Raw genomic sequence first — 22780 nt, forward strand, 5'->3', positions numbered from 1 at the left:
CAGCGAAGCCAACCGCGTACCGTCTGGGGACGATCGTCGGCGCGAGCGGATCGTGCCGATTCGTCGTCCGCCGGGGACCTACCATCGCCGGGAGGACTCATTACCTCTCATACTAGGGGTTCGGATTTCAACCTTCTGGGTTTTCGCCACGCTTTTGATCTCGCTCGGAGTACCCTGAAGCCGTGGCCGAAGAGACGGACAGACGGATCGTCGCCGAACTCGCTGCCCGCGGATACAACGCGGATCGGGAGGCCATTACCCTGATCGCGGGCACGCCCGACCCCGAAGACGCCATCGAACGGGCCGTTGAGACCGTCTCCGCCGACGCGCTGAAGGTCACCGGGGAGCAGCTCCGGGGACTCTTCGAGGACGAACGCCGCGACGCGTCACCCCGTCGGGACGCGAACGATTCTCCGTCCCGGGCGTCGAACCCCCCTGTTTCTCCTGCAAAAACGGACGACGAAGCGACCAATTCAGCTGAAACGGTTCCAGTCGAAGCAGAGGTCGACACGTCCGCGATGGGGGACGGGCGGGTCCCGGTCGAGTCCGGGAGACAGCTCGTCGAGATACTCGGCGACATCACCGGACAGAGTACGGGTACCGGCGAGTACTCCGACTTCGTGACGGTCTTTCGGGACCGCTACGAACGCCTCGCCGGCAAACTAAGGAGGCGAGTCAACCACCGTCCTGCCGACGCGATCCAGTCGATGCCCGGTGGGGGCAACGCCGAGATGATCGGGATGGTCAACGACATCCGCTCGACCGCCAGCGGCCATTGGCTGATCGAACTGGAGGACACCACCGGCGTCTTTCCCTGTCTGGTAATGAAAGACCGCGAGATCGCGGATCTCGTCAACGAACTCGTTTACGACGAGGTGATCGCGGTTCGGGGTACGCTCGCCGACGACGCGGGCATCCTCTTTACCGACGAGATCTTCTTCCCCGACGTCCCTCACACCCACAAACCGAACACGGCCGACAGGCACGTCCAGGCCGCGCTGATCTCGGACGTCCACGTCGGCAGTCAGGAGTTCGCCGCCGACGCGTGGAGCCGCTTTGCCGACTGGCTGCACACCGAGGAGGCCCAGTCCGTCGAGTACCTCCTGCTCGCGGGCGATATGGTCGAGGGCGTGGGCGTCTACCCGAACCAGGACGAGGAGCTCTCGATCATCGACATCTACGAGCAGTACGAGGCGTTCGCGGAGTACCTGAAGGAAGTCCCCGGTGATCTGGAGATCGTCATGATCCCCGGGAACCACGACGCGGTGCGCCTCGCAGAGCCCCAGCCCGCCTTCGACGAGGAGCTCCGGGAGATCATGAGCGCCCACGACGCCCGGATCACGGGCAACCCCTCCACAGTGACCATCGAGGGCGTTTCGGTCCTGATGTACCACGGGATGAGCCTCGACGAGATCATCGCGGACCTCCCCGAAGAAAAAGCGAGCTACGACGATCCCCAGAAGGCGATGTACCACCTCCTGAAGAAACGCCACGTCGCGCCCAAATACGGCGGGAAGATGCGCATCGCCCCCGAGGAGCGCGATTACCTGGTGATCGACGAGGTACCCGATGTCTTCCATACGGGCCACGTCCACAAGCTCGGCTTCGGCACCTATCACAACGTCACCGCGATCAACAGCGGGTGCTGGCAGGAACAGACCGCCTTCCAGAAGAGCGTCAACATCGACCCCGACGTGGGCTACGCCCCGATCGTGGATCTGGATACGCTCGACGTGACTGCCCGGAAGTTCACCTGACGATGCCAGGTCGGGCAATTCTGCCCCGGATGAGTAGGGTTATTTGTCCGCTTTTGTTATTCTCCGGCATGAGCACGACACACGCGGGTGAGGACGTATGCGCGTCGTAGCGAAGTTCGGCGGGACGAGTCTGGGAAGCGGCGACCGGATCAATCGTGCGGCCGATTCGATCGCGGGTGCGGTCGAGGGCGGCCACGAGATCGCAGTCGTCGCCAGCGCGATGGGCTCGACGACCGACGACCTCCTGGACGACATCACCTTCGAGACCGAGGAGGCCGACCGCGCGGAGATCGTCAGCATGGGCGAGCGAACCTCCGTGCGAATGCTGAAGGCCGCGCTGGCCTCTCGCGGGGTCGAGGCGATCTTCGTCGAACCCGGCAAGGACGAGTGGCCGATCGTCACCGACGAGTACGGCGAGGTCGACGTCGAGGAGACCAAACGGCGCGCGAAGGAACTCGCCGCCGACCTCGACGGGGTCGTTCCGGTCATCACGGGCTTTCTCGCCGAGACTCACGACGGCAGCGTCACCACCCTCGGGCGGGGTGGCAGCGACACGACGGCCGTCATGTTGGGCAAGTACATGGACGCCGACGAGGTCGTCATCGTCACCGACGTCGAGGGCGTGATGACCGGCGACCCCTCGGTCGTCGAGGGCGCGCGAAACGTCGGCGAGATAAGCGTCGACGAGCTACGGAACCTCTCGTTCCGGGGTGCGGAGGTCGTTGCCCCCTCGGCGCTCTCGTATAAGGACGGGCGAATGGGCGTCCGGGTCGTCCACTACCAACACGGCGATCTCCTGACTGGAGGAACGAGCATCGAGGGCGAGTTCGAGAACCTCGTCGATATGCGCGAGGAACCGCTGGCCTGCGTGACGATCGCCGGGCGCGCCATCCGCAACCGACCGGGGATCCTCGCGGACCTCTCGACGCCACTCGCCGAACAGGGTATCAACCTCGATGCGGTCGCAAGCGGGATGGACTCGGTGACCTTCTACGTCGACAGCGACGAGGCCGAGCGGACCGAGGCGATCCTCCACGAGTCGGTCATCGAGGACGACTCGCTCTCGAGTGTGACCCTCGAAAGCGACTTCGCGGTGATCCGCGTAACGGGCGGGGAGCTACCGAATCAGTCGGGAATTATCCAGGGCGTGATCACGCCGGTTGCCGAGGAGGGCATTACGGTCCACGACGTCATCACGAGCGCGACGAGCGTCGCCGTCTTCGTCCCGTGGGCCGACCGCGAGCACACTCTCGAAGTGCTCCAGGAAGCGTTCTAGCTCAGCGCCCCTCCCGGAGCCGGCTTCCGATCCGCTCCGGAAGCCCGACCCCGGCGACCGCCTCGATCACCCGATCGATATCGTACGCCACGCGGCGTTCCTCGACCGAGCGCTCCTCGAGGTCGACGACCGCGTACGCGGCGCGCGGATCGCCGTCGCGGGGCTGGCCGACGCTCCCCGGATTGCAGACGATCCCCTCCTCGTAGACCGCGTGGCCCTGGATGTGGGTGTGGCCCAACACGAGCAGATCCTCCTCCTCTAGGAGATCGGGTCCGAACTCCTCGGGATAGGTGTAGCGATCGGGGTCGTCGGGATGGCCGTGGATCAGTTTCACCCGGTCCTCTAGTTCCGTTCGCTCCTCAGGGAGTCTCGCGAGCCACTCCGACTGGTCCTCCGAGAGCTCCTGACTGGCGTACTCGACCCCGGCTTTCGCCATCGCGTTGAACCGGAAGGCGGCGTCCTCGGCGACCGCGCGGTCGTGATTCCCCATTACGGTCGGAACCGCCCGCTCGCGGACGGCTTCGACGCACTCGGCGGGCCAGGGGTTGTAGCCGACGACGTCGCCCGCACAGAACAGATGATCGACCGGCGGCATGTCCTCGAGAACTGCCGAGAGGGCGACCCGGTTCGCGTGGACATCGGAGATGAGGCCGACGCGCATACCCCCTCGTAGGGGGAGGTGGGCCTTCAGTCCTGCCCGTTCTCGATCGCCCGTTCGAACCCGTCGCCCGCCCGGACGATACCGGCGGCACAGACCGCGTGCTCGAACTCGTGGTCGTAGACGGTTTCGGCGGCCGCCGCCGCGCTCTCGGGCGCGAAGTCGATCCCCTCTGGGGAGTCCTTCTCGTAGGTCGCCACCAGCGTCGGCTCGGTGACGCGCTCGACCAGCAGGGCGTCCTTCCGGACGATACCTATCACTGCTTCCTCCCCGTCGAGCACGCCCGCGATCCGTGGGGTGTCGTACTCGTCCTTCTCGTAATCGAGCGCCAACAGACTCGTCGCCAGCGCGTCCCGTGCGGGATAGCCCAGTTCGATCTTCTCGGCGACCGGATCGACGTGCGAGCCGTTACCCAGCACCGCGCCACCCTCCACCGAGCGCACGCAGTTGTACGAGACGTAGGGGTTGTCCGTCTCCTCGGCGTCGGCGGTCGGGCCGACGGTGAGGCGGTCGTCGCGTTCGATGATCCGGCGGTTCGGGAACGAGCGTGAGGAGACACGATAGGCCCCACAGTCGGGGCCCACGATCAGGAAGCGGCCGACGTACATACGCGAGCGTGCTTACTTCGCGGATAAGTAGGTGTCGGTGTATGCACGGATGAGGTGTGCATCGTGGTGTCACGGATGGGCCCGACGCGCAACGCTTACATGGTAGCGACGGATATGGACGTGCGACGGCAGTCCCATGGGGTAGTGGCCAATCCTGAAGCCTTCTGGGGGCTTCGACACAGGTTCGAATCCTGTTGGGACTACTCGCGATTTCTCCCGGTCGGTACGTACCTCCCAGTCGTTCGTTTATGTGGGGAATCCGTAATTTTATAACCGGCTCGCCCCTGTTGTGAATCGTCACGACCCCTATGGTAGCTCTGAACACGGTGTTCGATCTCCTTCGCAAGGAACGGCGCCGATACGCGCTGTATCATCTCGACCAGCAGGAGGGGACGGTTCCGATCGAGGAACTCACCGAGCAGGTCGCACGGTGGGAGGACGATTCGGAGGACGAACCGACCACCGAGGAGTACGAGCGTGTCGAACTCTCGTTGCACCACACCCACCTCCCGAAGACGGCGAACGCGGAGTTCATCGAGTACGACGCCGAGGCGGGCGAAGTCAACGTTCGCGGCACACCCGCCGAGTTCGAGGCAGTATTGACCATCGCGGAGGTGCTGGAAGACGGCGGTCGCTCGGAGTAGGCCCTGAACGGGGAGGCGCGTGTGGTCGAAACCCACGCAGGTCCGCGTCACGGAAGTCTTATCCGTCGAGGGGGCTTCGAATGAATTGCAATGGCGAAAGGCGAAGTTGATTTCTTCAACGACACTGGCGGCTACGGTTTCATCTCGACGGACGACGCGGACGACGACGTGTTCTTCCACATGGAAGACGTTGGCGGTCCGGACCTCGAAGAGGGACAGGAGATCGAATTCGATATCGAACAGGCCCCCAAGGGCCCCCGAGCGACCAACGTCACCCGTCTGTAAGGCGGCTTTCGACGTCTCGCGCACTATCTTTCACACTTTTGACGACGCCGACCGGTGAGCGGCGGCTTTGGGCCAATCGTTTACTGGCGTCGGATCGTAACGCGGACGATGACAGCCAACTGGACGGCCGACGAGATGCAGGACCTCTCGGGAAGTACGATCGTCGTCACCGGCGCGAACAGCGGGCTCGGCTACGAGGCCACCCGCGCGTTCGCGCGCAAGGGCGGGCACGTCGTGATGGCCTGCCGGAGCGAGGAGCGGGGCGAGGAGGCCGCCGGGTCGATCCGCGAGGACTTCCCGGCGGCGTCGCTGTCGGTCCACGAGTGCGATCTCGGGGACCTCGATTCGGTCAGGCGCTTCGCAGCGGAGTTCGAGGCCACCTACCCAGCGTTGCACGTCCTCTGTAACAACGCGGGTGTGATGGCGATCCCCCGAAGCGAGACCGAACAGGGCGTCGAGACCCAGTTCGGTGTCAACCACCTGGGTCATTTCGCGCTGACGGGCCTGCTTCTCGACCGGTTGGTCGAGACCGATGGGGAGACCCGCGTGGTAACCCAGAGCAGCGCGGTCCACGAGCGCGGCGAGATCGACTTCGAGGACCTGAACTCCGTCGACCGGTACGACTCGTGGGACGCCTACGCCCAGTCGAAACTCGCGAACCTGCTGTTTGCCTACGAACTCGACCGCCGACTCGACCGGGCGACCCTCGACGTCACGAGCGTCGCCTGCCATCCTGGCTACGCCGCGACCGACCTCCAGCGCCGCGGCCCGGAGATGCGCGGGTCGAGATCCCGGCTCCTCGCGATGAAGGCGGCGAACGCCGTCTTCGCCCAGAGCGCCGCGGCCGGTGCGCTTCCCCTTCTCTATGCTGCGACCCAGCCCGAACTCGAAGGCGGCGAGTACATCGGTCCCGGCGGATTCCGGAACATGCGTGGCGCTCCCGAGGTCCAGCGATCGAGCGACCGCTCCTACGACCGCGAGGACGCCGCTCGGCTCTGGGACGTCTCGGAGGAGCTTACCGGCGTCCGGTACGACTTCGAGCGCTCGGTCGCCGGCCGGGCCGGACGGCTCGCCGACAGGGTTTCCGAGACACTCTCGCGATAACCCCTCGCGGCCTCAGAGACCGCCCTTGGTGATGCGCCGGTGAGTGCCGACGACGAGTTCCCGGAGCACCGGCATCCCGTCGTAGGTCCACAGCAAGAATGCACAGCCCATCAGCCCGAGCTGGAAAGTCAGCTCCGGGGACGGATCGAGCGTGAGCAGCTGGTAGGCATAGGGGAGAAAGGCCTCCAGGAAGCCACTTATCAGGCCTTGGCCGTGCTCCCCCTCGGCCTGCTCGAGCGGCCAGAGGACCCGCTCGACGGGGTAGCGACCGTAGCGGGGGTAATCCGGGATCACGTCGCTCGGCAGGTGCAACAGGTAGCCCGCTCCGAACGCCAGCCCGACTCGCGGGCGCCCCACGCGATGGGCGAGCACGCCCGCGAGGACCGATAGCGGCACCGCGACGAATACCGAGTGCCCGACCGAGTACCCGCCGGGAAAGAGCCCGAACTGCCAGGAGAGGGTCTTATCCAGGAGGTCGGGAAACAGCGCCGCGAACACGACCGCAAGGGCCGCCGCCCCGCTCGGTCCCTCGCGATAGACGAGGTGGCTGAACAGCGAGTAGGCGACGTACCCGACGATGACGTGTTCCCATGGCCACATGTTCCGCTCAGCTGATAGTTACGCGCCCGACGTTAATACCCTTCTGGATCTATTTGTTAACTCGCCGCACGAACGTCCTCTGTCACCTCGACCAGCTGCTTGCCGATGTTCTCGCCCTCGAACAGGCCGATAAATGCCTCGGGAGCGTTCTCGAACCCCTCGGTGATCGTCTCCTCGTAGTGCAGTTCGTCCTCGCTTACCCACTGGCCGAGTCGCTCGGTCGCGGCCTCAAACCGGGGCGCGAAGTCGCTGACGAGAAGCCCTTGGACCCGTGCGCGCTTCTCGATCAGCGTGGCGAGCTTTCGGGGTCCCGTAGGGAGTTCCTCGGCGTTGTACAGCGCGATCTGCCCGCAGACCGCCACGCGGGCGTCGACGTTCAGGTTCGCGAACACCGCGTCGGTGATCTCCCCGCCGACGTTGTCGAAGTAGGCGTCGATCCCTTCGGGGCACGCCTCGGAAAGCGCCTCGTGGACGTCCTCTTGATTGTAGTTTATCGCCGCGTTGAAGTCCAGATCGTCGGTCAACCACTCGCATTTGCGCTCGGAGCCGGCGATCCCGACGACGCGTGCCCCTGCCATCCGGGCGATCTGGCCGACGACCGAGCCGACCGCGCCCGCGGCCCCCGAGACGACCATCGTCTCGCCCGGCTTCGGCTCGGCCACTTCGAGGGTGCCGAAGTAGGCGGTCCGGCCGGGCATCCCCAGGACGCCCAGCGCTGTCGAGATCGGCGCGAGGTCGGAATCGACGGGCGTGAGTTCGCTTCCGAGCGCGATCGAGTACTCCGCCCACTGCAGGTTGCCGGCCACGACGTCGCCGGCCTCGAAGTCGTCGTGATTCGACTGTTCGACCTCGCCGACGACACCGGCTTGCATGGGCTCGCCGACTGCCCACGGGTCGGCGTAGGACTCCCCCTCGCGCATCCGCCCGCGCATGTAGGGATCGACCGAGAGGTAGCGCGTCCGTACGAGCACCTCGTTGGCGTCGGGTTCGGGCCGCTCGCTCTCGACGAGCTCGAAGTTCTCTTCGGTCGGTTTCCCCTCGGGGCGACTCGCCAGGATCCACTGTCGGTTGCTGTCGCTCATCCCGTTCGGGTCGGCGTGCACGCCACAAGTGGGTTCGGCTACCGGGCGATAACGTCCGAATCGGCGGGGTTGTCGGCCTCGAACTCCGCGACGAGCCCGTCGATCCGTCCCGGTTCGTCGCGACCCAAAAGCGGCTCCTCGGCGGTAGAACACGCCGAGTCGACCCCCAGTCGTTTACAGACGCGGTCGCTCGTCGCTTCGGCCATCGCTCGGTAGGTCGTGAGCTTCCCGCCGACGATGCTCGCAAACCCCCCGATCCCGTCGCGCTCCGCGTGATCGAGCAGGTGAAAGCCCCGCGAGATCCCCCGTCCAGCGTGGCGCTCGCGATCCGCGCTGTACAGCGGGCGGACCCCCCAGTAGACCCGGTCGATCCGCTCGCGGTCGAGCCCCGAAAGCATGGCGCCACACTCCGCGAACATCCGGTCGATCTCCGCGTCGTCGCGCTCGAACTCGTCGGGGTCCTCGACATCGACGCTGGTCGTTCCCAAGATCACCTGCTCGTCGTGGGGGACCACGATATCGCCGTCGGCGGCCGGTCGCGCACGGTTGAGCACGGTGTCCAGATCGGCGTACTCGACGGCGACCATCACGCCGCTGGAGGGTGCCATTTCCAGGTCGATGTCTGCCATCGACGCGAGCGTCCCGGCCCACGCGCCGGTCGCGTTGACGACGTACTCCGCGCGGATCTCGAACTCGCCCGAGCCGTCCTCGACGAGCGCCCCTCGGACCGCGCCGTCCTCGATGATGAGGTCGGCCACCTCGGTCCGTGGGAGGAGGGTCGCCCCGTGTTCGCGGGCGTCGACGGCGTTCGCGACCGTCAACCGGGTCGGGTGGATCACGGCGTCGGGCACGCGAAGCGCGCGCTCGACCCCCTCGGCGAGGTCGGGAACCGCCTCGCGAGCGTCGGCTGCCGACAGCTCCTCGGTCTCGATTCCCAACTGCTCGCAGGCTGCGCGCTTTTCCTCGAAGAAATCGGGGTCGTCGCCCGCGACCTGAACGAACAGTCCGGCGGTGTCGCTGAGACAGTGGGGGGCGATCTCTTTGAGAACGCGGTTCTCCGCGATGCACTCCGCTGCGCCCTCGGGGTCGCCGGGGACGTAGCGCGCCCCGCTGTGAAGGAGCCCGTGCGAGCGACCGCTGGTCCCGCTTGCGAAGTCGCCGCGCTCGACGAGTGTCACGTCCACCCCGCGCATCGCCAGATCGCGGGCCACGCCCGCGCCAGTCGCCCCGCCGCCGATCACGAGGACCGTGTCCATACACTCCATACGGACAGGAAACACTTCAGGCGTCCGTTCGGCATGTCGCCGGCGGGTCGGTCTCCCGGGTCCGAGGGCCGGACCGCACTCGATTCGAACCCGGGATCGAGGGGTTCGAGACGACCGCACCCGGACGCGAGCGCGCTCACTCCCGTCGCCAGGCATCGGGGGCGATTCCCACTCGCCTGACGAGAGACGGATAGATCGCCGCGACCGCGATCGCGACGACGAACGAGGCCCAGAACCCCAGTTCGCCGTAGAGCGCCTCGACAGCGACCAGAACGCCGAAGATCACCGTGATCATCACCAGGTAGTGGGGAAGGAGGTCGACGATTCGCGAGCCGAACGAACTCATCGCTTGGGGGTACGCGGTTCGAGCGCCTATAGTTGCGGGTCCTCGGCCGGCATCCGCTCGCGTCGGGGATCGATCGTCACCACGCGACCAGCACGAACCCCACGAGCAGGACGCCCGTGAGGACGACCTGCATCGCCGTCGAGGCGAGCATCCCGAGCGTGGTGTAGATCGCGGTTCGGACGCTTCCCTCCAGGTCGCCCGAGCGCTCGAACTCCATGACGAAGGTGGCCAGCACCACGCCCGCAATCGTGCCGACCGGGCCCGCGAGAAACAACAGGACGAACCCGACGATTCCGGCGACCGCCGCCGTCCGGAGTGAGGCCCCGCCGGCCCCAGCGGAGATCACACTCGAGAGCAGGTCGAACCCGAGCGTCACGAGCGCGAGCAGGGTCGCCCCCACGACGAAGAGCGTGCCGGGCTCGGAAAAGCCGCTGGCCCACCAGTAACCGTAGATCCCCGCGAGCGAGAGCAGAGCACCCGGAACCAGCGGAACGAGACTGCCGACCACGCCACAGACGAGCAACGCGACGGCGACGGCGAACGCGAGTTCGACCATCAGCGCTCGTAGGCCCCCCGTCGAGCCAGCCGCCCCCGCTTTGCGAGCACGTTCGGGGTCCGACAGACCCCTCGTGCGCCCGCGGCCTGCGGGACGGTGCAGTTGTTGCAGTTCTCACAGACCGCCCGTTCGCCCGCCAGCACGCGCGCGGGCAGGCGCGGCTCGGCGTAGAAGGGTCGGCCCATCCCGACGGCGTCGGCCGCCGAGTCGAGGACCGGTTCTATCTCGGGCCCCCTGATCCCGCCTTCACAGAGGACGGGAACCGAGACGCGCTCGCGGACTTGCTCGCACAGCCCGGCGTTCCAGGCCGGCTCGAAGTCGAAGCCACGGGCGTGGATCCGGTTCGCGAGCGCGACCGCCCGCCAGCGGGGACCGAAGGCCTCCTCGTAGCCCGCCCTGAACCGGTCGTCGGCCCACGCGCGCTCGGGGAACTCCCCACGGACGAGGCTCATATCCCAGAAGACGGAGCCACGAACGGGGACCACGGCGTCATACCCCATCGCCTCGCAGGCCCGACAGATCTCGACGGCGTCGCGCTCCGAGAGAAAGCGCCGGATCAGCGGTGGACTCCCGGTTTCGACGGGCACTTTCGTCACCAGCGGGACGTCGCCAGCGCGTTCGCGGATCTCGTCGTGGATCGTCGAGAGGAACCGGACGCGGTTCGTAAAACTGCCTCCAAATTCGTCGTCGCGACGGTTGTAGTACGGCGAGAGGAACTGCTGGACGATCCCCATGTTCGCGCCCGCGATGTGGACCCCGTCGTAGCCCGCGGCGACACAGCGCTCGGCCGCGCGTCCGAAGTCCGCGGCGAGTTCGTAGACCTCCGCTGTCGAGAGGACGTGCGGGTCGTACTCCAGGACGCCGAGTCGATCCGCGAGCCGGAGCAATCGTGGCGGACGCGAGACCGCGAGCTGTTTCAGGTCCGGGTTCTCGGCGCGGTACCCCGCATGCCACGTCTCCATGCTTCGCAGCCCGCCGTGTTCGAGTTGGACGAAGATCCGCGAGCCGTGTTCGTGAACCGCGTCCGTGAGCCGCTCTAGCTCGGCGACGAACGCCGGGTCGTGAACACGGGTCATGCCCGGAGCCGCACAGCCACCCTCCCTGCGGACGATCGTCGCGCCCTGAAAGAGCAGCCCCGCGCCGGCCTCGGCCGCCGGTTCGAGCTCACGGATCAGGCTCTCGACGGCGTCGGGGCCGTTGCCCGCACACTCCAAGAGCGGCGCGCGGTACAGGCGGTTCGGGACGGACAGCCCACCGATCTCGAACGGATCAGTGATCTGCGGGGACATTACCCGTTCTACGCGCCACGGAGGGTAAGCAGTTCGGCCCTACAGCGAGCCCTCGGGCTGGTCCTGCTCGCCCTCGGAGACGCTCTCGTCGACCGCGTCGAGGTCGCGCCCGTCGTTGTACTCCTCGGGGCCGCCATTACTTCCCGTTAGCTCGTTGTACAGCGCCTCTTCTGCCTCTTCTGCGGTCTCGAAGCGCTCGCCCTCCAGCCGGTCGAAGACGCTCCCGACAGACTCGGTCTCGTTGGGCATGTCGATGGGCTCGCCGCCGTAATCCACCGCGAGCTCCTCGCTCGTCGCGGGGTACTTGTGCTCGGAAAGCATCTCGCCGAAGCGACCATCCGACGCCGCGGATTCGGCTGCCTCCGCCCGTTCGCGTTGGCGCTCGCGTGCGCTCTCCTGTGGGTCTCGTTCTCCCATAGCTCCGGGTTCGGCGGCCGCCCGCATAACGGTTGGACCTGCAAACGCGCCCTATCGCTCGACGACGAGCAACGCGACCCGCTCGCAGACCAGCTCCGCGAGGCTCGCGTCGGTCGCCGCCCGTTCGGCGTCGGTGATCCCGTAGAACTCGGCGATCCGTTCCTCGTCGGCCCGCTCACCCGGCTCCCAGTCGGCCGGTTCGACGAGTTTCGAGAGCGCCTCGACTCCCTCGCTTTCGTCCTCGCCGTCCACGACGAGCACGACCTCCCGTTCGCCCTCCGAAACGCCGATCTCGAACGCGCGGTTGATCTGGCGGCGACCCGCCGCGTACAGCAGGACCTCGACGCTTCGCTTGCGGGCGATCGCCTCGCCGCGCTCGCTCGCCCGGTTCGCGAGGTCGACGGCGCGGTCGAGCTGTCCGGGACCGGCGATATACCGGGCGTCGAACGCCTGGACCGTACACCCGAACTCCTCGCCAACCCCCTCTAGCTCCCCGAGAAACGTATCGAGGTCGTCGATGTCGGCGGTTCCCGTCAGGAGTTCCATTCAGAAATCACCCAGTCCCGCCTGTCCGTCGCCACGGTCGGGTTCGACCTCGACGGCCGCCGATTCGTCGGCCTCGACGTCCCTCACTTCGGGGTTCGGGTGACCGGCGTTTCTGAGGACCGTCTCTGTCGTCTTCTCCCGGCCCCTGAGTGCGCCGAGCACGACAGACTTCTCGGCGTTGCGTAGCTCCTCGCGCGTCTCGATGCCGGCTTCGAACAGCCATCGTGCGCGCTTTCGTCCGACGTTTCCGACGCCCGTCAGCCCGAGTAGCTCCTCGCCGACCCCGTGTTCGACCCGCTGGCGCGCGGCGCTGATGGAGGCGACGACCTCGGGCCCGAGATCGAGCTCGACTGCGAGTCGCTCTGCGGCGTTGAGGAGCCACTGGGCGGTCTCGACTTTCCCACGCAGGTCGCCCGGCCCGATCGAGTAGCGCTCGGTGATGCGTTCCTCGTCGACCTCGCTCGCCCAGTCCTCCAGTAAGGAAGCGGTCTTGAGCGCCGAGAGCCAGTCCTCGAAGCGCTCGGATTCGAACTCCGTGGGCATATCGCCGAGGAACTCCGCCTCGCGCTCGTAGGCGATCTCGGTGTACTTCTCGCGATCGCCCGACCGCAGGTACAGTTCCCACATGTCCGGTGTTCGGGCGACGAGGTGATAGAGGCCGAGCGCGCTCGCCTGCTCCGAGTCGCACAGCCCGTCGACCATTTCGGCGGCGCTCATGGGGTCGAGATACAGCCGCGAGACGGTGTGGCCGATCCCGGTCGCCTCGATGTGCTCTTCGCGGCTCGCTTCGCTCTCCGCTCGGTCGTCCGAGACGCGTTGCGTCTCGCTCACGTCTCGCTCCAAAAAGCCGTTCCGTTCGAGATAGTCGAGCATCCGGTCGGTCACGTTCTCGAGCCGATCGGGGTCGGTCGACTGGGTCGCATAGAGGGTGCGTTCGAGGAACTCCAGCAGCCCCGCACGGGAGTTCGCAAAGCCCGAGGCGACCGTCGCGAGGATGTGCGTACGGAGTGCGGGCTCGGTCGCGAGCTTCGAGCGGACGGGCTCGGGGTCGGCCCAGACATACCGTTCAAAGAGTTCGTCGAGCTCGTCGTGGTTGTTCGCGAGCAGCAGGGCCTCGCCGTAGGGGTCGAGGCCGGGTCGACCCGCCCGCCCCATCATCTGGTGGACCTCCAGGGTCGCAAGCGGCTTCATCCCGCCAGCGTCGCCGTCGTAGCGCTGCCAGTCCCGGACGATAACTCGTCTACTTGGGGTGTTGACGCCCGCCGCCAGCGTCGGCGTCGCGCTGATGGCCTTGATCAACCGGTCGCGAAAGGCGTCCTCGACCAGCGTACGGTGCTCGCGGGTGAGTCCGGCGTGGTGGAACGCCGCGCCGTTCGCGATCGCGTCGGCCAGGTCGTCGCTGGTCTCCGAATCGCTCACCCCTCTGACCTCTTCAGCGAGTTCCGCGAGCTCCGTGCGCTCTGCGTCCGTGAGGTGATCTTCGACGGCGTTCCCCAGGCGGCGGGCGGCGGCCTCGGCATTTCTTCGAGAATTGACGAAGACGAGCGAGGAGCCGCCGTCTTCGAGGGCAGCAGAAACGAGCGCGGTCGTCGGGTTCTCGCCCGATTCGATCGCGAACTCCTCCTGGGACCCGTCGTCGAAATGCAGCGCACTGCCGTAATGAACACCGGTCTTGAGATCGATCGGCCGCCACTCGGAGTGGACGAGTTCGGCGTCGAGCCACTCGGCGATCTCGCTTGCGTTGCCCACCGTCGCGGAGAGCGCGACCGTCTGGAGCGCGCGGTTCAACTGTCTGAGCTTCGCGAGCGTGACCTCCAGGGTCGGTCCGCGGTTCGCGTCGTCGACGAGGTGGATCTCGTCGGCGACGACACACGAGAGCTCCTCGATCCAGGAGGCGCCGTTGCGTACGAGCGAATCGACCTTCTCGCTGGTGGCGACGACGATATCCCGATTGGAGAGCCACTCCTCGTCCGAGTCGTAGTTGCCCGTCGAAACCCCTACAGAAACGCCGAATGACTCGAAGCGCTCGAACTCGCGCTTTTTCTCGCTTGCCAGCGCTCGGAGGGGGACGATATACAGCGCTTTGCCGCCGCGTTCGATGGCGGCGAGCATCGCGAGCTCGGCGATCAGGGTCTTGCCGCTGGCGGTCGGAACGCTCGCGACGACGCTCTCGCCGTCGATGACGCCGGCTTTCACTGCTTCGGCCTGTGGGGGATAGAGTTCCTCGATGCCCTCCTCGTGGAGGTGTTGTGCCACCCCCGCGGGAAGGCCCGAAAGCTCCGCGGTTTGCATTGGGGGTTTTTGAGCCGTCAGCAGGTTTAAACTGTCGCCCCGGTGCGGGCTCCGCCATGGTTTTAGGCCTCTCGGCGCAATCTCGGGTATGCGAATCGAGTACGACCGTGACACCTGCATCGGGATCTACCAGTGCGTCGATGAATGGTCGCAGTTCGAGAAGGACATGGACGCTGGGAAGGCCGAACTCCTCGACGCCGACGAGGACGACGGCACCTTCGTCCTCGAAGTCCCCGAAAGCGAGGAGTTCGACGCGGAGATGGCCGCCCGTGTCTGTCCGGTCGACGCCATCGCGCTGTACGACGACGACGGCGAGCAGCTGGTTCCCTAGCTCTGTAGATCCCAGAACTCGTGGGCGTCCTCGCGCTCGAAGAAACCCTCCACGGTGCGTTCCTCGTGTCCGCCCGGTGGCGACCCGGCGAAGACGCCGATCGCGCCGGCGTCGGGGTAGACGGTGACATCGGGATCGCGCATCGTCGAGATCGCGAGATAGCGAAGCGGCCCCTCGGAGTCGTTGATCACGCGGTGGGCGCCCTCCTCGCCGACCGGGAGCGCGACGTACTCGCCCGCCCGGAGGTCGTGGTTCCCCTCGGCGTCCCGCAGGACGCCGGTTCCCGAGAGGACGTAGATCGCCTCCTCGTTTCCCGTATGGTAGTGATAGGGCCACGACCGGCTTCCCGGCGGGAGTTCGTAGAGGCTACAGCCGATCCCCTCTCCATCGGCGGCCTCCGCGAGCTGTTTGCGCCGAAAGCGCGTGTCGCCGTGGTCGAGTTCGCTCCACTCCAGCTCGGTCGCATTGACGCGATCCATAGCCGTAGCTCGATACGGATCGGAATAGCCGTTGGGACGATGCCGCCTCAGTCGATCTGGTCGTACTGTTCTGCGAGTTTGTCGGCGGCCGCGCCCAGTTGTTCGCGCTCGTACTCGTCTAAGTCCCATTCGACGACTTCCTCGACGCCCTCGCTACCGAGTTTCGCGGGCACTCCCAGCCCGACGCCCGAATGGCCGAACTCGCCCGAAAGCGGGACCGAGGCGGGGAAGACCTCACCGGTGTCGCGGATCACGGCCTCGACCATGTGACCGACGCCGGTCGCCGGCCCCCACTCGGTCGCGCCCTTTCGCTCGATGACGTTCATCGCGCTCTCCTGAAGCTCGTCGAGAATCTCCTCCTTCTCGGCGTCCGAGAACTCGGGATCCCGGCCGTCGACGCGCACCTTCGAGAACACCGGGACCTGCGAATCGCCGTGCTCGCCCAGAATGGTCGCCTCGACGTTTTGCACTTGGGTGTCGAAGCGCTCTGCGAGCACGTACCGGAATCGGGCCGAATCGAGCCGCCCGCCGAAACCGATCACCTTCTCACGAGCGCGCTCGCCCGTCTCGTAGAGGTGTCGGTTCAGCAGGTCGACGGGATTGGAGGTGGTGATCGTCACGTAATCGTCGTTGTGCTCCTCGATCGAGGAGCCGATGTCGGCCATGATCGGGGCGTTGTCGCCCGCCAGATCGAGGCGAGACTGGCCCGGCGAGCGGGGGATCCCGGCCGTGATGACGACGACGTCCGAGCCCTCGGTGGCCTCGTAGCCGCCCTGCCTGACGGTGGTGTTGGCGTCGTAGGCTACCCCGTGGTTGACGTCGGCGGCCTGGCCCACGGTGTCGTCCTCCTTCTCGGGGATGTCCACGAGGACGAGTTCGTCAGCGATCTCCCGCAGCGCGATGTTGTAGGCCGCGGCGGCACCCACCGTGCCGGCCGCCCCCACGACGCTCACTTTCGTCATATCACGTACTACGGCCACGCCGAGGCCGTTAAACGTATCGGAACGGGGTGTTCTCGCACCGTTGTGAGTGCCTCCGACGGCGGTGGACCCGCAGTCCTTTTCGGCCTCACGACCCTCCTTCGGGTATGAGCGAGTTCGACAAGGAGGCCGAACGCGAGAAGCTCCGGAAGAAATACGCAGAGGAACAACAGGACAGACAGTCCACCCAACGCATGAGCGATCTCCTGCTTCAGGGCGCGACGATGACCAACAAGCACTGTGACACCTGCGGTGATCCGGTCTTTCGCTACGACGGCCAGGAGTTCTGTCCCTCGTGTCGGGCCGCGAGTCAGGACGCGGAGACGACTGCACAACCCGGGTCGCCCCAGTCGCAGTCGCCCGATCCCTCTGAGACCGCTCCCGAGAACGAGGCCGCCGCCCGCGCGGTGGCCGACGAGGAGCGAAGCGACCCCGCCGACACCGGTTCCCAGCCCTCCGAGGTCCGCGAACCCGAACGCGAGGCCGAGGCGGAAGGACCCTCCGCTGTCAAATCGCGCGAAGCGACCCCCCAGACCCCGAGGGAACCGGCGAGCGGCGACCTCTCGGGGGCGCGCGAGGAACTCGGCCGGACGATCGCCACCCTCGCGCGCCGGGCCGCCGACGCCGAGGACCCCCGGCGCGCCCGCGAGTTCCTCGAGGCCGCCGACGAGGCCGCGAACACGCTTTCGACGCTGAACGGGCGCTAATCGAGGACCGAGAGGTACTCCGGGGGGCCCGGTCGGTCGTGTAAACCCCCTCGCCGCGCCGGACGATCCGATGGTCGTCGGTCTCCATCCCGGCCGCGTCCACGACGAACACCGCCGGATCGGTCGTGTGTCGTCGCCCCACCTCGCGTGCCTCTCTTGCGGTCCCCGAGAGATGGACCTGCTGTCGATCCATCGGCCTCAACCCCTCCTCGCGGATCGCCGGAACGTTCTCGGGGGCGGTCCCGTGATAGAGTTCGCCCGAAACCGGCGTCTCGGGCGCGTCGAGGTCGACCGCGACGGAGTGGCCGTAGGCGGCACGTACCCGCTCACCGGCGCGCTCGAAGCGCCCCTTCGGGTCGGTGCGGATCACGCCCGCGACAGCCTCCGGGTCGGCCCAGTCGTACTTCGCCGTGACCGCCGCCACGAGGTCGTCGGCGACCGTCCAGCCGTGTGCGTCGAGCGAGAGGCCCACGTCGTCCGGGAAGTGTCTGAGCGCGCCGCTCATGAACTTCGAAACTCGTCTCCGTTGGCCCGTGTCCAACAGTCGCTCGCCCGCTTTTGCGCAGGTCGGACACGCCTCCCCCTCGAACGCCCCGTGGCCGGGACAGCGCCGGATCTCGCTCATGCCATTTCCTATCGTGGCGAGCGGGAAAACAGTTCTAGCACGATAATTTATACGGAATACGGCCACACTCACGAGTGATGTCCACGCACAACATGGCCGACTACGACGACCTCTGTGAGTCCTTCGAGTGGGCCGATATCCACGCCGAGGCCGACTGGAACGCCCCCGAGGAGTTGAACATCGCTCACGAGGTCTGTGACCGTCATCCCTCTGATCGAACCGCACTGGAGTACGCCGGAAGCGAGGGCGAACGCGAGACGCTCACCTTCGGCGACCTGACCGAGCGCTCGAACCGCTTTGCGAACGTCCTGTCCGATCTCGTCGACCGAGGCGACCGCGTCTTTTCGTATATGCCCCGCGTACCCGAACACTACGTCGCGCTCGTAGGCACGCTGAAGGCCGGCGCGGTCTTCGGCGGGATCAACGAGCGCTTCGGTCCCGAGGGGATCGCCTACCGACTCGACGACTGCGACGCGACGGCGATCGTCACGACCGCCGCGAACCGCGGGACGGTCGGGGAGGCCCTCGCGGATGCCCCGTCGGTCGAGCACGTGATCATCGTGGGCGACGGTCGTGAGGGCGACGACCGCGACTTCCACACCGAATGCGAGGCCGCAAGCCCCGAGTTCGAGACCGTCCGTACATCTGGGGACGACGACGCCCTGCTGTACTACACCAGCGGCACGACGGGCCGGGCGAAGGGCGTGCTTCACAAACACCGCTGGATCGCAGGCGTCGCGGCCACCCAGCGCTTCGCGGTCGACCTTCAGGGCGAGGACCTCTACTGGTCGACCGGGGATCTGGGCTGGCTCACCGGCCCGATCAACGCCCTCGGGGCGTGGTTCTGGGGGACGAGCCAGTTCACCTACGAGGGCGAGTTCGAGCCCGAGGCGTGGGCAGGGCTGCTCGACGAACACCCCATCACCGTCCTGTTTAGCGTCCCCACGGCCTATCGGATGCTCCGCGAGCGCGAGTCGGTCCTCGACGGGGTCGACCTGCACCTGCGCCACGCCCTCTCGATCGGCGAACCTCTCTCCGCTGGTGTCGTCGACTGGGGCGAAGACCGGCTGGGTGTGACGATCCACGACACCTACGGCCAGACCGAGACGGGCAACATGATCGTCAATAACTACCCGACGATGGAGGTGCGCCCGGGGAGCATGGGCAAACCCCTCCCGGGGATCGAGGCGACCGTCGTCGATCCCGAGACCGGCGAGCCCCTCCCGGCGGGCGAAACCGGCGAGATCGCCCAGCGCGGCGATTACCCCTGCTTTTTCGCCGAATACTGGAACCAGCCCGAGAAGACCGAGGCGTGTTTCGAAAACGACTGGTATCTCTCGGGCGATCTGGGCTATCTCGACTCTGAGGGGTATTTCTGGTTCGAGGGCCGGGCAGACGACGTGATAATCTCCTCTGGGTATCGGATCGGCCCCTTTGAGGTCGAGAGCTCGCTGGGCGAACACGAGGCGGTCGCCGAAGCCGCCGTCGTCCCCAAGGCTGACCCCGAGCGGGGCAACATCGTCAAGGCCTACGTCGTCCCCAGCGCGGGGGCAGAGCCCTCCGACGGGCTCGTCTCCGACATCCAAGAGCACGTCAAACGCGAACTCGCGGCCCACGAGTACCCCCGCGAGATCGAGTTTCGCGACGAATTGCCGAAGACGGTAACGGGAAAGATCCGCCGGACGGAACTCCGCGAGGAGACGGGTTAGTCGCTCGCAGACAACGGTCGTACCCGGCCGTTCTCCCCCGACGTGCCGGCTCCCTCCGCGGTGGTATCGCTGCGATATTCGATCCCGGAGACGAATTCGACGGGTCGAGAGGGTGTCTCGTGTTCGGCTTCGCCGTAGTACCCGCGTTCCCAATCGCTGTTGATGTTCTCCTCGTGCTGCGGGCTGCCATACAACAAACGAACTGAATCCGGCGCATGAGAGTGCGATTTCGATGTAAATTCCATCTCTTTCTGTATAATCTTGATGTGATAGCTAATAAATCTGCCTCCCTGTTGATTAAATCTCTACGATACTGTTACCATATCCTCTAACACCTAATATATACTCGATCCGGGGAGATCACCGGGTACAACGGACGTCGCTCGGCTTCGCTGTTCGGCTTTCGGCCCGTCCTCACGCGGGATGGCGGGCTATCCGGTCAGAGAGGACGGTGTCCCCCGTCGGTTCGGCGAACTGATACCGGCGTCCGATCGGGGGGAATACTCGATTCCGGGGACGTATTCGATGTCGGTGGATGAGTCTTGGCCGCTAGCGTCCCCGTAGTACTCGTTTTCCCATCCGTCCCAGGTTCCATCCTCGTGCTGTGGCTCACCGTACCGCGACTGCGGATCTACGTCGCCCGACTCGGTTCCTGTTGTAAACATTGCTCGTATTCGAGTAAACTATTTACTCACTAATAACTGCACCCTACAAACAACTAGTTGTGTATAATGACCATGGGTCCGAATCAGTATATATAGGATTCGTACCGACCGGCGACGACCTCACGGATTCGACCCGCAGTTACCTCGCCGACGCCCTCCGCGTCCATCAGTTCCTCCTCGCTCGCGGTCAGTACCGCCTCGACGCTGCCGAACGCTTCGAGAAGCGAACGGGCGGTCACGGGGCCGATGTCCGCGATCGAGCCCACGACGTACTCCTGTTGTTCGGCGAGCGTCTTCGAGGACTTCTTGCCGTGGACGCTGACCTCCCGGTCGTCGACCTCCTGTTCGCGTCCGGCGATCACGGCGAGTAAGTCCGCCGTGTCGGCTTCGTCCTCCGTGCGGAGCACGCTCGCGCCGAAGTCGATCGCGAGGCTCGCGAGCGCCCCCCGAATGGCGTTCGGGTGGACGTTTCGTTCCTCGTAAAGTCCCGCGCCCTCGATGATCACTACCGGCCGACTGTAAAAACGCGCCATGTCTCCGACCTGCTCGAAGACCGACCGATCCCCGCCGACGAGCGTATCGAGGAAGTCGGAGACGGATTTGCGTTCGACCGCCACCCGGTCCGAGAGGACGTAATCGCCGACCGCGAGCGTTTCGAGGCGCGTGCTGATCCCCTCGCGCGTCGAGAGGTCGCGCGCGATCGTCGCGTCGAGTTCGCGCTGGTCGGCGACGATCTCGATTCCCCCGTCGGGATCCGGCTCGGGCGTTGCGATCGCCCCTTCCTCAGATCCACATTCCGAGCCGTCCGCGTCGTCATCCGCTTCCGGTTCGTAGGACTCCAGTCCGTGCTCTAGCTCGTCGACGTCGTCCCCTTCGCTTCCCCCGTCCTCGGCATCGAAGTCCGCGAGCTGGCGCTGGCTCGGATCGAGCTGCTCTTCGACCTCGCTCGCGACGCCCTTCAGTTTCCGCAGTTCGGACTCCATCTCCTTTTCGCGCCGGCGTGAGATCCAGAAGTACGCCTCGTCGCGGGTGTCCTCGGCCAGCAGGACGACGACCTGTCCCTCGTCCTGCCGGCCGGTTCGGCCCTTGCGCTGGATCGCCCGAATGGCCGTCGGGACCGGCTCGTAAAAGAGCACGAGATCGACCTCCGGGACGTCCAAGCCCTCCTCTGCGACCGACGTCGAGACCAGCACCTCGAACTCCCCCTTACGAAAGTCGTCGAGCACCTCCTTCTGTTCCTTCTGGGTCATCCCTGAGCTGCCCTCCTTGTCGCCCTGGCCGACGAACCGCCGGGTGTCGACGTGCTCGCCCAGGAACTCGGTGAGGGTCTCTGCGGTGTCGCGGTACTCGGTGAAGACGATCACCCGGCGCCCGCCATCGACCAGCGTCTCGATGGCGAGCCGGCGGGTTTCGGAGAGCTTCGGGTGGAGGTCGTCGTACTCGTCGGCCCGGCGCATCGCCTCTCGGACTTTGGGTTCGCTGACGAGGCGCTGGCTCGCCTTCGACGCTCCCGAAGAACGGGCCTCGTTGCGCAAGCGCTCGAAGTACGCCTCCAAGGCCTCGACCCCCTGGGATTCGACGACCTCGACGGCGTGTTTGAGCTTCATCACCTCCGCGTGGATCGACATCCCGGTGTAGCCCTCCGATTGGTCGTTTTGGATGAGCTTCTGGAGTTCGCTTCGCACCCCGAACAGTTCCTTGCGCGAGATATCGACGCGCGCCGAGCCGATCACGCCTATCTCCTTGAGCTTCTCCAGGCGGTCTTTGACTACCTCGTTCAGGGCGTCGCGGATCTCGATGATCTCTTCGGGCACCTCGATTCGCTTCCACTCGACTTCGGTGTCGTGGGTGTACTCGGCGACGTCCGAATCCTCCTCGGTCATCACCTCGACCTCGCTGATCCCGAGGTTCTCACACACCTCTAGGATCGCCTCCTCGTCCCCCCCCGGCGAGGCGCTCATTCCCGTCACGAGCGGGTTCTCGGCGTCCCCGTGGTAGCGTTCGGCGATGTAGACGTATGAGTAGTCGCCGGTCGCGCGATGGCACTCGTCGAAGGTCAGATGGGTGACGTCCGCAAGCGAGATCCGCCCGCCGACCAGGTCGTTCTCGACGACCTGCGGGGTAGCGATGACGATTTTCGAGTCGTCCCACAGCGCCGCCCGGTCGTCGGGGCGGACCTCTCCGGTGAAGACGACGATCTCCTCGTCGGGGATTTCGAGCGCCTCGCGGTAGAACTCGGCGTGCTGCTCGACCAGCGGTTTCGTCGGTGCGAGAAAGAGCGACTTCCCGCCGACGTCGTTCAGCCGTTCGGCGGTGACCAGCAGGCTCACCGTGGTTTTGCCCAGTCCCGTCGGCAGACAGACGAGGGTGTGGGCGGTCTTCGCCCGACCCGCGAGCTGGATCTGATAGAGCCGGCGTTCGATGAACCCGGGCGTGAGGAGGGGGTGATCCACGCGGGGGACCTGTTCGTCCGTGGCAGCCATTGGGCCGTTTTGTTCGTTCTCGTGGTTAAGGGTTCGCGTAGCGTGGCGGAAGTGAACCCCGTCCGAACCCGTGGGC

Annotated in this window: 23 protein-coding genes, 1 tRNA gene and 1 pseudogene; 9 read left to right on the forward strand and 16 right to left on the reverse strand. The window is 66.1% G+C overall.

Features of this window, described 5'->3' with window-relative positions; genetic code table 11:
• The first annotated feature begins 182 nt into the window (after window positions 1-182).
• Both HACJB3_RS00685 and HACJB3_RS00690 read left to right on the forward strand, forming a co-directional pair.
• Window positions 183-1757, forward strand: a complete 1575-nt coding sequence (locus tag HACJB3_RS00685; RefSeq protein ID WP_008418989.1) for a DNA-directed DNA polymerase II small subunit — start codon at window positions 183-185, stop codon at window positions 1755-1757.
• Window positions 1758-1854: 97 nt separating this feature from the next.
• The gene (locus HACJB3_RS00690) at window positions 1855-3033 is read left to right on the forward strand and encodes an aspartate kinase (RefSeq protein WP_008418987.1); all 1179 of its coding nucleotides are present in this window, start codon (window positions 1855-1857) and stop codon (window positions 3031-3033) included.
• Between the two features lies 1 nt (window position 3034).
• Here HACJB3_RS00690 and HACJB3_RS00695 read toward each other — a convergent pair whose 3' ends face one another.
• Both HACJB3_RS00695 and HACJB3_RS00700 read right to left on the reverse strand, forming a co-directional pair.
• Window positions 3035-3694, reverse strand: coding sequence for a metallophosphoesterase family protein (locus HACJB3_RS00695; protein WP_008418985.1), 660 nt, complete (start codon window positions 3692-3694; stop codon window positions 3035-3037).
• A 26-nt stretch (window positions 3695-3720) separates the two neighbouring features.
• Window positions 3721-4299 (reverse strand): IMP cyclohydrolase, encoded by a 579-nt coding sequence (locus HACJB3_RS00700; protein ID WP_008418982.1) that lies wholly within the window; start codon window positions 4297-4299, stop codon window positions 3721-3723.
• A 130-nt stretch (window positions 4300-4429) separates the two neighbouring features.
• Between HACJB3_RS00700 and HACJB3_RS00705 the strand changes: the two genes are divergently transcribed.
• From HACJB3_RS00705 to HACJB3_RS00720, 4 genes are all read left to right on the forward strand, one after another.
• Window positions 4430-4502 (forward strand) — tRNA-Gln (locus HACJB3_RS00705).
• A 105-nt stretch (window positions 4503-4607) separates the two neighbouring features.
• Window positions 4608-4943: a DUF7344 domain-containing protein gene (locus HACJB3_RS00710; RefSeq protein ID WP_008418981.1), complete on the forward strand. Its 336-nt coding sequence runs from the start codon at window positions 4608-4610 to the stop codon at window positions 4941-4943.
• Window positions 4944-5033: 90 nt separating this feature from the next.
• A complete protein-coding gene (locus HACJB3_RS00715) occupies window positions 5034-5228 on the forward strand; it encodes a cold-shock protein (RefSeq protein ID WP_008418979.1) in 195 nt (64 codons plus the stop codon).
• A 108-nt stretch (window positions 5229-5336) separates the two neighbouring features.
• The gene (locus HACJB3_RS00720) at window positions 5337-6332 is read left to right on the forward strand and encodes an oxidoreductase (protein WP_008418978.1); all 996 of its coding nucleotides are present in this window, start codon (window positions 5337-5339) and stop codon (window positions 6330-6332) included.
• A gap of 12 nt (window positions 6333-6344) precedes the next feature.
• Here HACJB3_RS00720 and HACJB3_RS00725 read toward each other — a convergent pair whose 3' ends face one another.
• The 9 genes from HACJB3_RS00725 to HACJB3_RS00765 all read right to left on the reverse strand — a co-directional run bounded on the left by HACJB3_RS00725 (window position 6345) and on the right by HACJB3_RS00765 (window position 14725).
• Complete coding sequence (locus HACJB3_RS00725; protein ID WP_008418976.1) at window positions 6345-6932, reverse strand: metal-dependent hydrolase; 588 nt, start codon at window positions 6930-6932, stop codon at window positions 6345-6347.
• A gap of 56 nt (window positions 6933-6988) precedes the next feature.
• Complete coding sequence (locus tag HACJB3_RS00730; protein WP_174264847.1) at window positions 6989-8014, reverse strand: NADP-dependent oxidoreductase; 1026 nt, start codon at window positions 8012-8014, stop codon at window positions 6989-6991.
• 38 nt (window positions 8015-8052) lie between these two features.
• A complete protein-coding gene (locus tag HACJB3_RS00735) occupies window positions 8053-9270 on the reverse strand; it encodes an FAD-dependent oxidoreductase (protein WP_008418972.1) in 1218 nt (405 codons plus the stop codon).
• Window positions 9271-9415: 145 nt separating this feature from the next.
• On the reverse strand, window positions 9416-9625 hold the full coding sequence (locus HACJB3_RS00740; RefSeq protein ID WP_008418971.1) for a hypothetical protein: 210 nt from the start codon (window positions 9623-9625) through the stop codon (window positions 9416-9418).
• A 76-nt stretch (window positions 9626-9701) separates the two neighbouring features.
• A complete protein-coding gene (locus tag HACJB3_RS00745) occupies window positions 9702-10181 on the reverse strand; it encodes a DUF456 domain-containing protein (RefSeq protein WP_008418970.1) in 480 nt (159 codons plus the stop codon).
• Entirely contained in the window at window positions 10181-11470 is a 1290-nt protein-coding gene (locus HACJB3_RS00750; RefSeq protein ID WP_008418969.1) for an oxidoreductase, read from the reverse strand. The genes HACJB3_RS00745 and HACJB3_RS00750 overlap by 1 nt, the downstream gene beginning before the upstream one ends.
• Window positions 11471-11509: 39 nt before the next feature.
• Entirely contained in the window at window positions 11510-11887 is a 378-nt protein-coding gene (locus HACJB3_RS00755; RefSeq protein ID WP_008418968.1) for a DUF5789 family protein, read from the reverse strand.
• 51 nt (window positions 11888-11938) lie between these two features.
• Window positions 11939-12433, reverse strand: a complete 495-nt coding sequence (gene cgi121 / locus HACJB3_RS00760; RefSeq protein ID WP_008418967.1) for a KEOPS complex subunit Cgi121 — start codon at window positions 12431-12433, stop codon at window positions 11939-11941.
• Window positions 12434-14725: an ATP-dependent DNA helicase gene (locus tag HACJB3_RS00765; RefSeq protein ID WP_008418966.1), complete on the reverse strand. Its 2292-nt coding sequence runs from the start codon at window positions 14723-14725 to the stop codon at window positions 12434-12436.
• Between the two features lie 88 nt (window positions 14726-14813).
• Between HACJB3_RS00765 and HACJB3_RS00770 the strand changes: the two genes are divergently transcribed.
• Window positions 14814-15056 (forward strand): ferredoxin, encoded by a 243-nt coding sequence (locus HACJB3_RS00770; RefSeq protein WP_008418965.1) that lies wholly within the window; start codon window positions 14814-14816, stop codon window positions 15054-15056.
• Here the strand turns inward: HACJB3_RS00770 and HACJB3_RS00775 are convergent.
• Together HACJB3_RS00775 and mdh are read right to left on the reverse strand one after the other, a co-directional pair.
• Entirely contained in the window at window positions 15053-15535 is a 483-nt protein-coding gene (locus HACJB3_RS00775) for a cupin domain-containing protein (protein WP_008418964.1), read from the reverse strand. The genes HACJB3_RS00770 and HACJB3_RS00775 overlap by 4 nt on opposite strands.
• A gap of 47 nt (window positions 15536-15582) precedes the next feature.
• Complete coding sequence (gene mdh, locus HACJB3_RS00780; RefSeq protein WP_008418963.1) at window positions 15583-16497, reverse strand: malate dehydrogenase; 915 nt, start codon at window positions 16495-16497, stop codon at window positions 15583-15585.
• Between the two features lie 125 nt (window positions 16498-16622).
• Here mdh and HACJB3_RS20445 point away from each other — a divergent pair, with 125 nt between their 5' ends.
• Window positions 16623-17222, forward strand: a complete 600-nt coding sequence (locus HACJB3_RS20445; RefSeq protein ID WP_008418962.1) for an Sjogren's syndrome/scleroderma autoantigen 1 family protein — start codon at window positions 16623-16625, stop codon at window positions 17220-17222.
• On the opposite strand, the pseudogene HACJB3_RS18590 reads toward HACJB3_RS20445, so the two are convergent.
• Window positions 17219-17847 (reverse strand): annotated as a pseudogene (locus HACJB3_RS18590) (RNA 2'-phosphotransferase). The gene HACJB3_RS20445 and the pseudogene HACJB3_RS18590 sit on opposite strands and share 4 nt — an antisense overlap.
• A 77-nt stretch (window positions 17848-17924) precedes the next feature.
• Here HACJB3_RS18590 and HACJB3_RS00795 point away from each other — a divergent pair.
• Window positions 17925-19556 (forward strand): acyl-CoA synthetase, encoded by a 1632-nt coding sequence (locus HACJB3_RS00795; RefSeq protein ID WP_008418959.1) that lies wholly within the window; start codon window positions 17925-17927, stop codon window positions 19554-19556.
• On the opposite strand, the gene HACJB3_RS00800 is transcribed toward HACJB3_RS00795, so the two are convergent.
• On the reverse strand, window positions 19553-19750 hold the full coding sequence (locus tag HACJB3_RS00800) for a hypothetical protein (protein WP_008418957.1): 198 nt from the start codon (window positions 19748-19750) through the stop codon (window positions 19553-19555). The genes HACJB3_RS00795 and HACJB3_RS00800 overlap by 4 nt on opposite strands.
• A gap of 554 nt (window positions 19751-20304) precedes the next feature.
• Entirely contained in the window at window positions 20305-22704 is a 2400-nt protein-coding gene (locus tag HACJB3_RS00805) for a DEAD/DEAH box helicase (protein WP_008418955.1), read from the reverse strand.
• Between the last annotated feature and the right edge of the window lie 76 nt (window positions 22705-22780).

It is taken from the genome of Halalkalicoccus jeotgali B3 (assembly GCF_000196895.1).
GTDB classification, from domain to species: Archaea; Halobacteriota; Halobacteria; order Halobacteriales; family Halalkalicoccaceae; genus Halalkalicoccus; species Halalkalicoccus jeotgali.

Coding starts and splice junctions, on each gene's coding strand:
- cgi121 (WP_008418967.1), bottom strand. CDS start 12,433: ATGGAACTCCTGACGGGAACCGCCGACATCGACGACCTCGATACGTTT.
- HACJB3_RS00755 (WP_008418968.1), bottom strand. CDS start 11,887: ATGGGAGAACGAGACCCACAGGAGAGCGCACGCGAGCGCCAACGCGAA.
- HACJB3_RS00770 (WP_008418965.1), top strand. CDS start 14,814: ATGCGAATCGAGTACGACCGTGACACCTGCATCGGGATCTACCAGTGC.
- HACJB3_RS00735 (WP_008418972.1), bottom strand. CDS start 9,270: ATGGACACGGTCCTCGTGATCGGCGGCGGGGCGACTGGCGCGGGCGTG.
- HACJB3_RS00740 (WP_008418971.1), bottom strand. CDS start 9,625: ATGAGTTCGTTCGGCTCGCGAATCGTCGACCTCCTTCCCCACTACCTG.
- HACJB3_RS00715 (WP_008418979.1), top strand. CDS start 5,034: ATGGCGAAAGGCGAAGTTGATTTCTTCAACGACACTGGCGGCTACGGT.
- HACJB3_RS00750 (WP_008418969.1), bottom strand. CDS start 11,470: ATGTCCCCGCAGATCACTGATCCGTTCGAGATCGGTGGGCTGTCCGTC.
- HACJB3_RS00690 (WP_008418987.1), top strand. CDS start 1,855: ATGCGCGTCGTAGCGAAGTTCGGCGGGACGAGTCTGGGAAGCGGCGAC.
- HACJB3_RS00695 (WP_008418985.1), bottom strand. CDS start 3,694: ATGCGCGTCGGCCTCATCTCCGATGTCCACGCGAACCGGGTCGCCCTC.
- HACJB3_RS00710 (WP_008418981.1), top strand. CDS start 4,608: ATGGTAGCTCTGAACACGGTGTTCGATCTCCTTCGCAAGGAACGGCGC.
- HACJB3_RS00700 (WP_008418982.1), bottom strand. CDS start 4,299: ATGTACGTCGGCCGCTTCCTGATCGTGGGCCCCGACTGTGGGGCCTAT.
- HACJB3_RS00725 (WP_008418976.1), bottom strand. CDS start 6,932: ATGTGGCCATGGGAACACGTCATCGTCGGGTACGTCGCCTACTCGCTG.
- HACJB3_RS00795 (WP_008418959.1), top strand. CDS start 17,925: ATGTCCACGCACAACATGGCCGACTACGACGACCTCTGTGAGTCCTTC.
- HACJB3_RS00720 (WP_008418978.1), top strand. CDS start 5,337: ATGACAGCCAACTGGACGGCCGACGAGATGCAGGACCTCTCGGGAAGT.
- HACJB3_RS00765 (WP_008418966.1), bottom strand. CDS start 14,725: ATGCAAACCGCGGAGCTTTCGGGCCTTCCCGCGGGGGTGGCACAACAC.
- HACJB3_RS00745 (WP_008418970.1), bottom strand. CDS start 10,181: ATGGTCGAACTCGCGTTCGCCGTCGCCGTCGCGTTGCTCGTCTGTGGC.
- HACJB3_RS20445 (WP_008418962.1), top strand. CDS start 16,623: ATGAGCGAGTTCGACAAGGAGGCCGAACGCGAGAAGCTCCGGAAGAAA.
- mdh (WP_008418963.1), bottom strand. CDS start 16,497: ATGACGAAAGTGAGCGTCGTGGGGGCGGCCGGCACGGTGGGTGCCGCC.
- HACJB3_RS00730 (WP_174264847.1), bottom strand. CDS start 8,014: ATGAGCGACAGCAACCGACAGTGGATCCTGGCGAGTCGCCCCGAGGGG.
- HACJB3_RS00805 (WP_008418955.1), bottom strand. CDS start 22,704: ATGGCTGCCACGGACGAACAGGTCCCCCGCGTGGATCACCCCCTCCTC.
- HACJB3_RS00775 (WP_008418964.1), bottom strand. CDS start 15,535: ATGGATCGCGTCAATGCGACCGAGCTGGAGTGGAGCGAACTCGACCAC.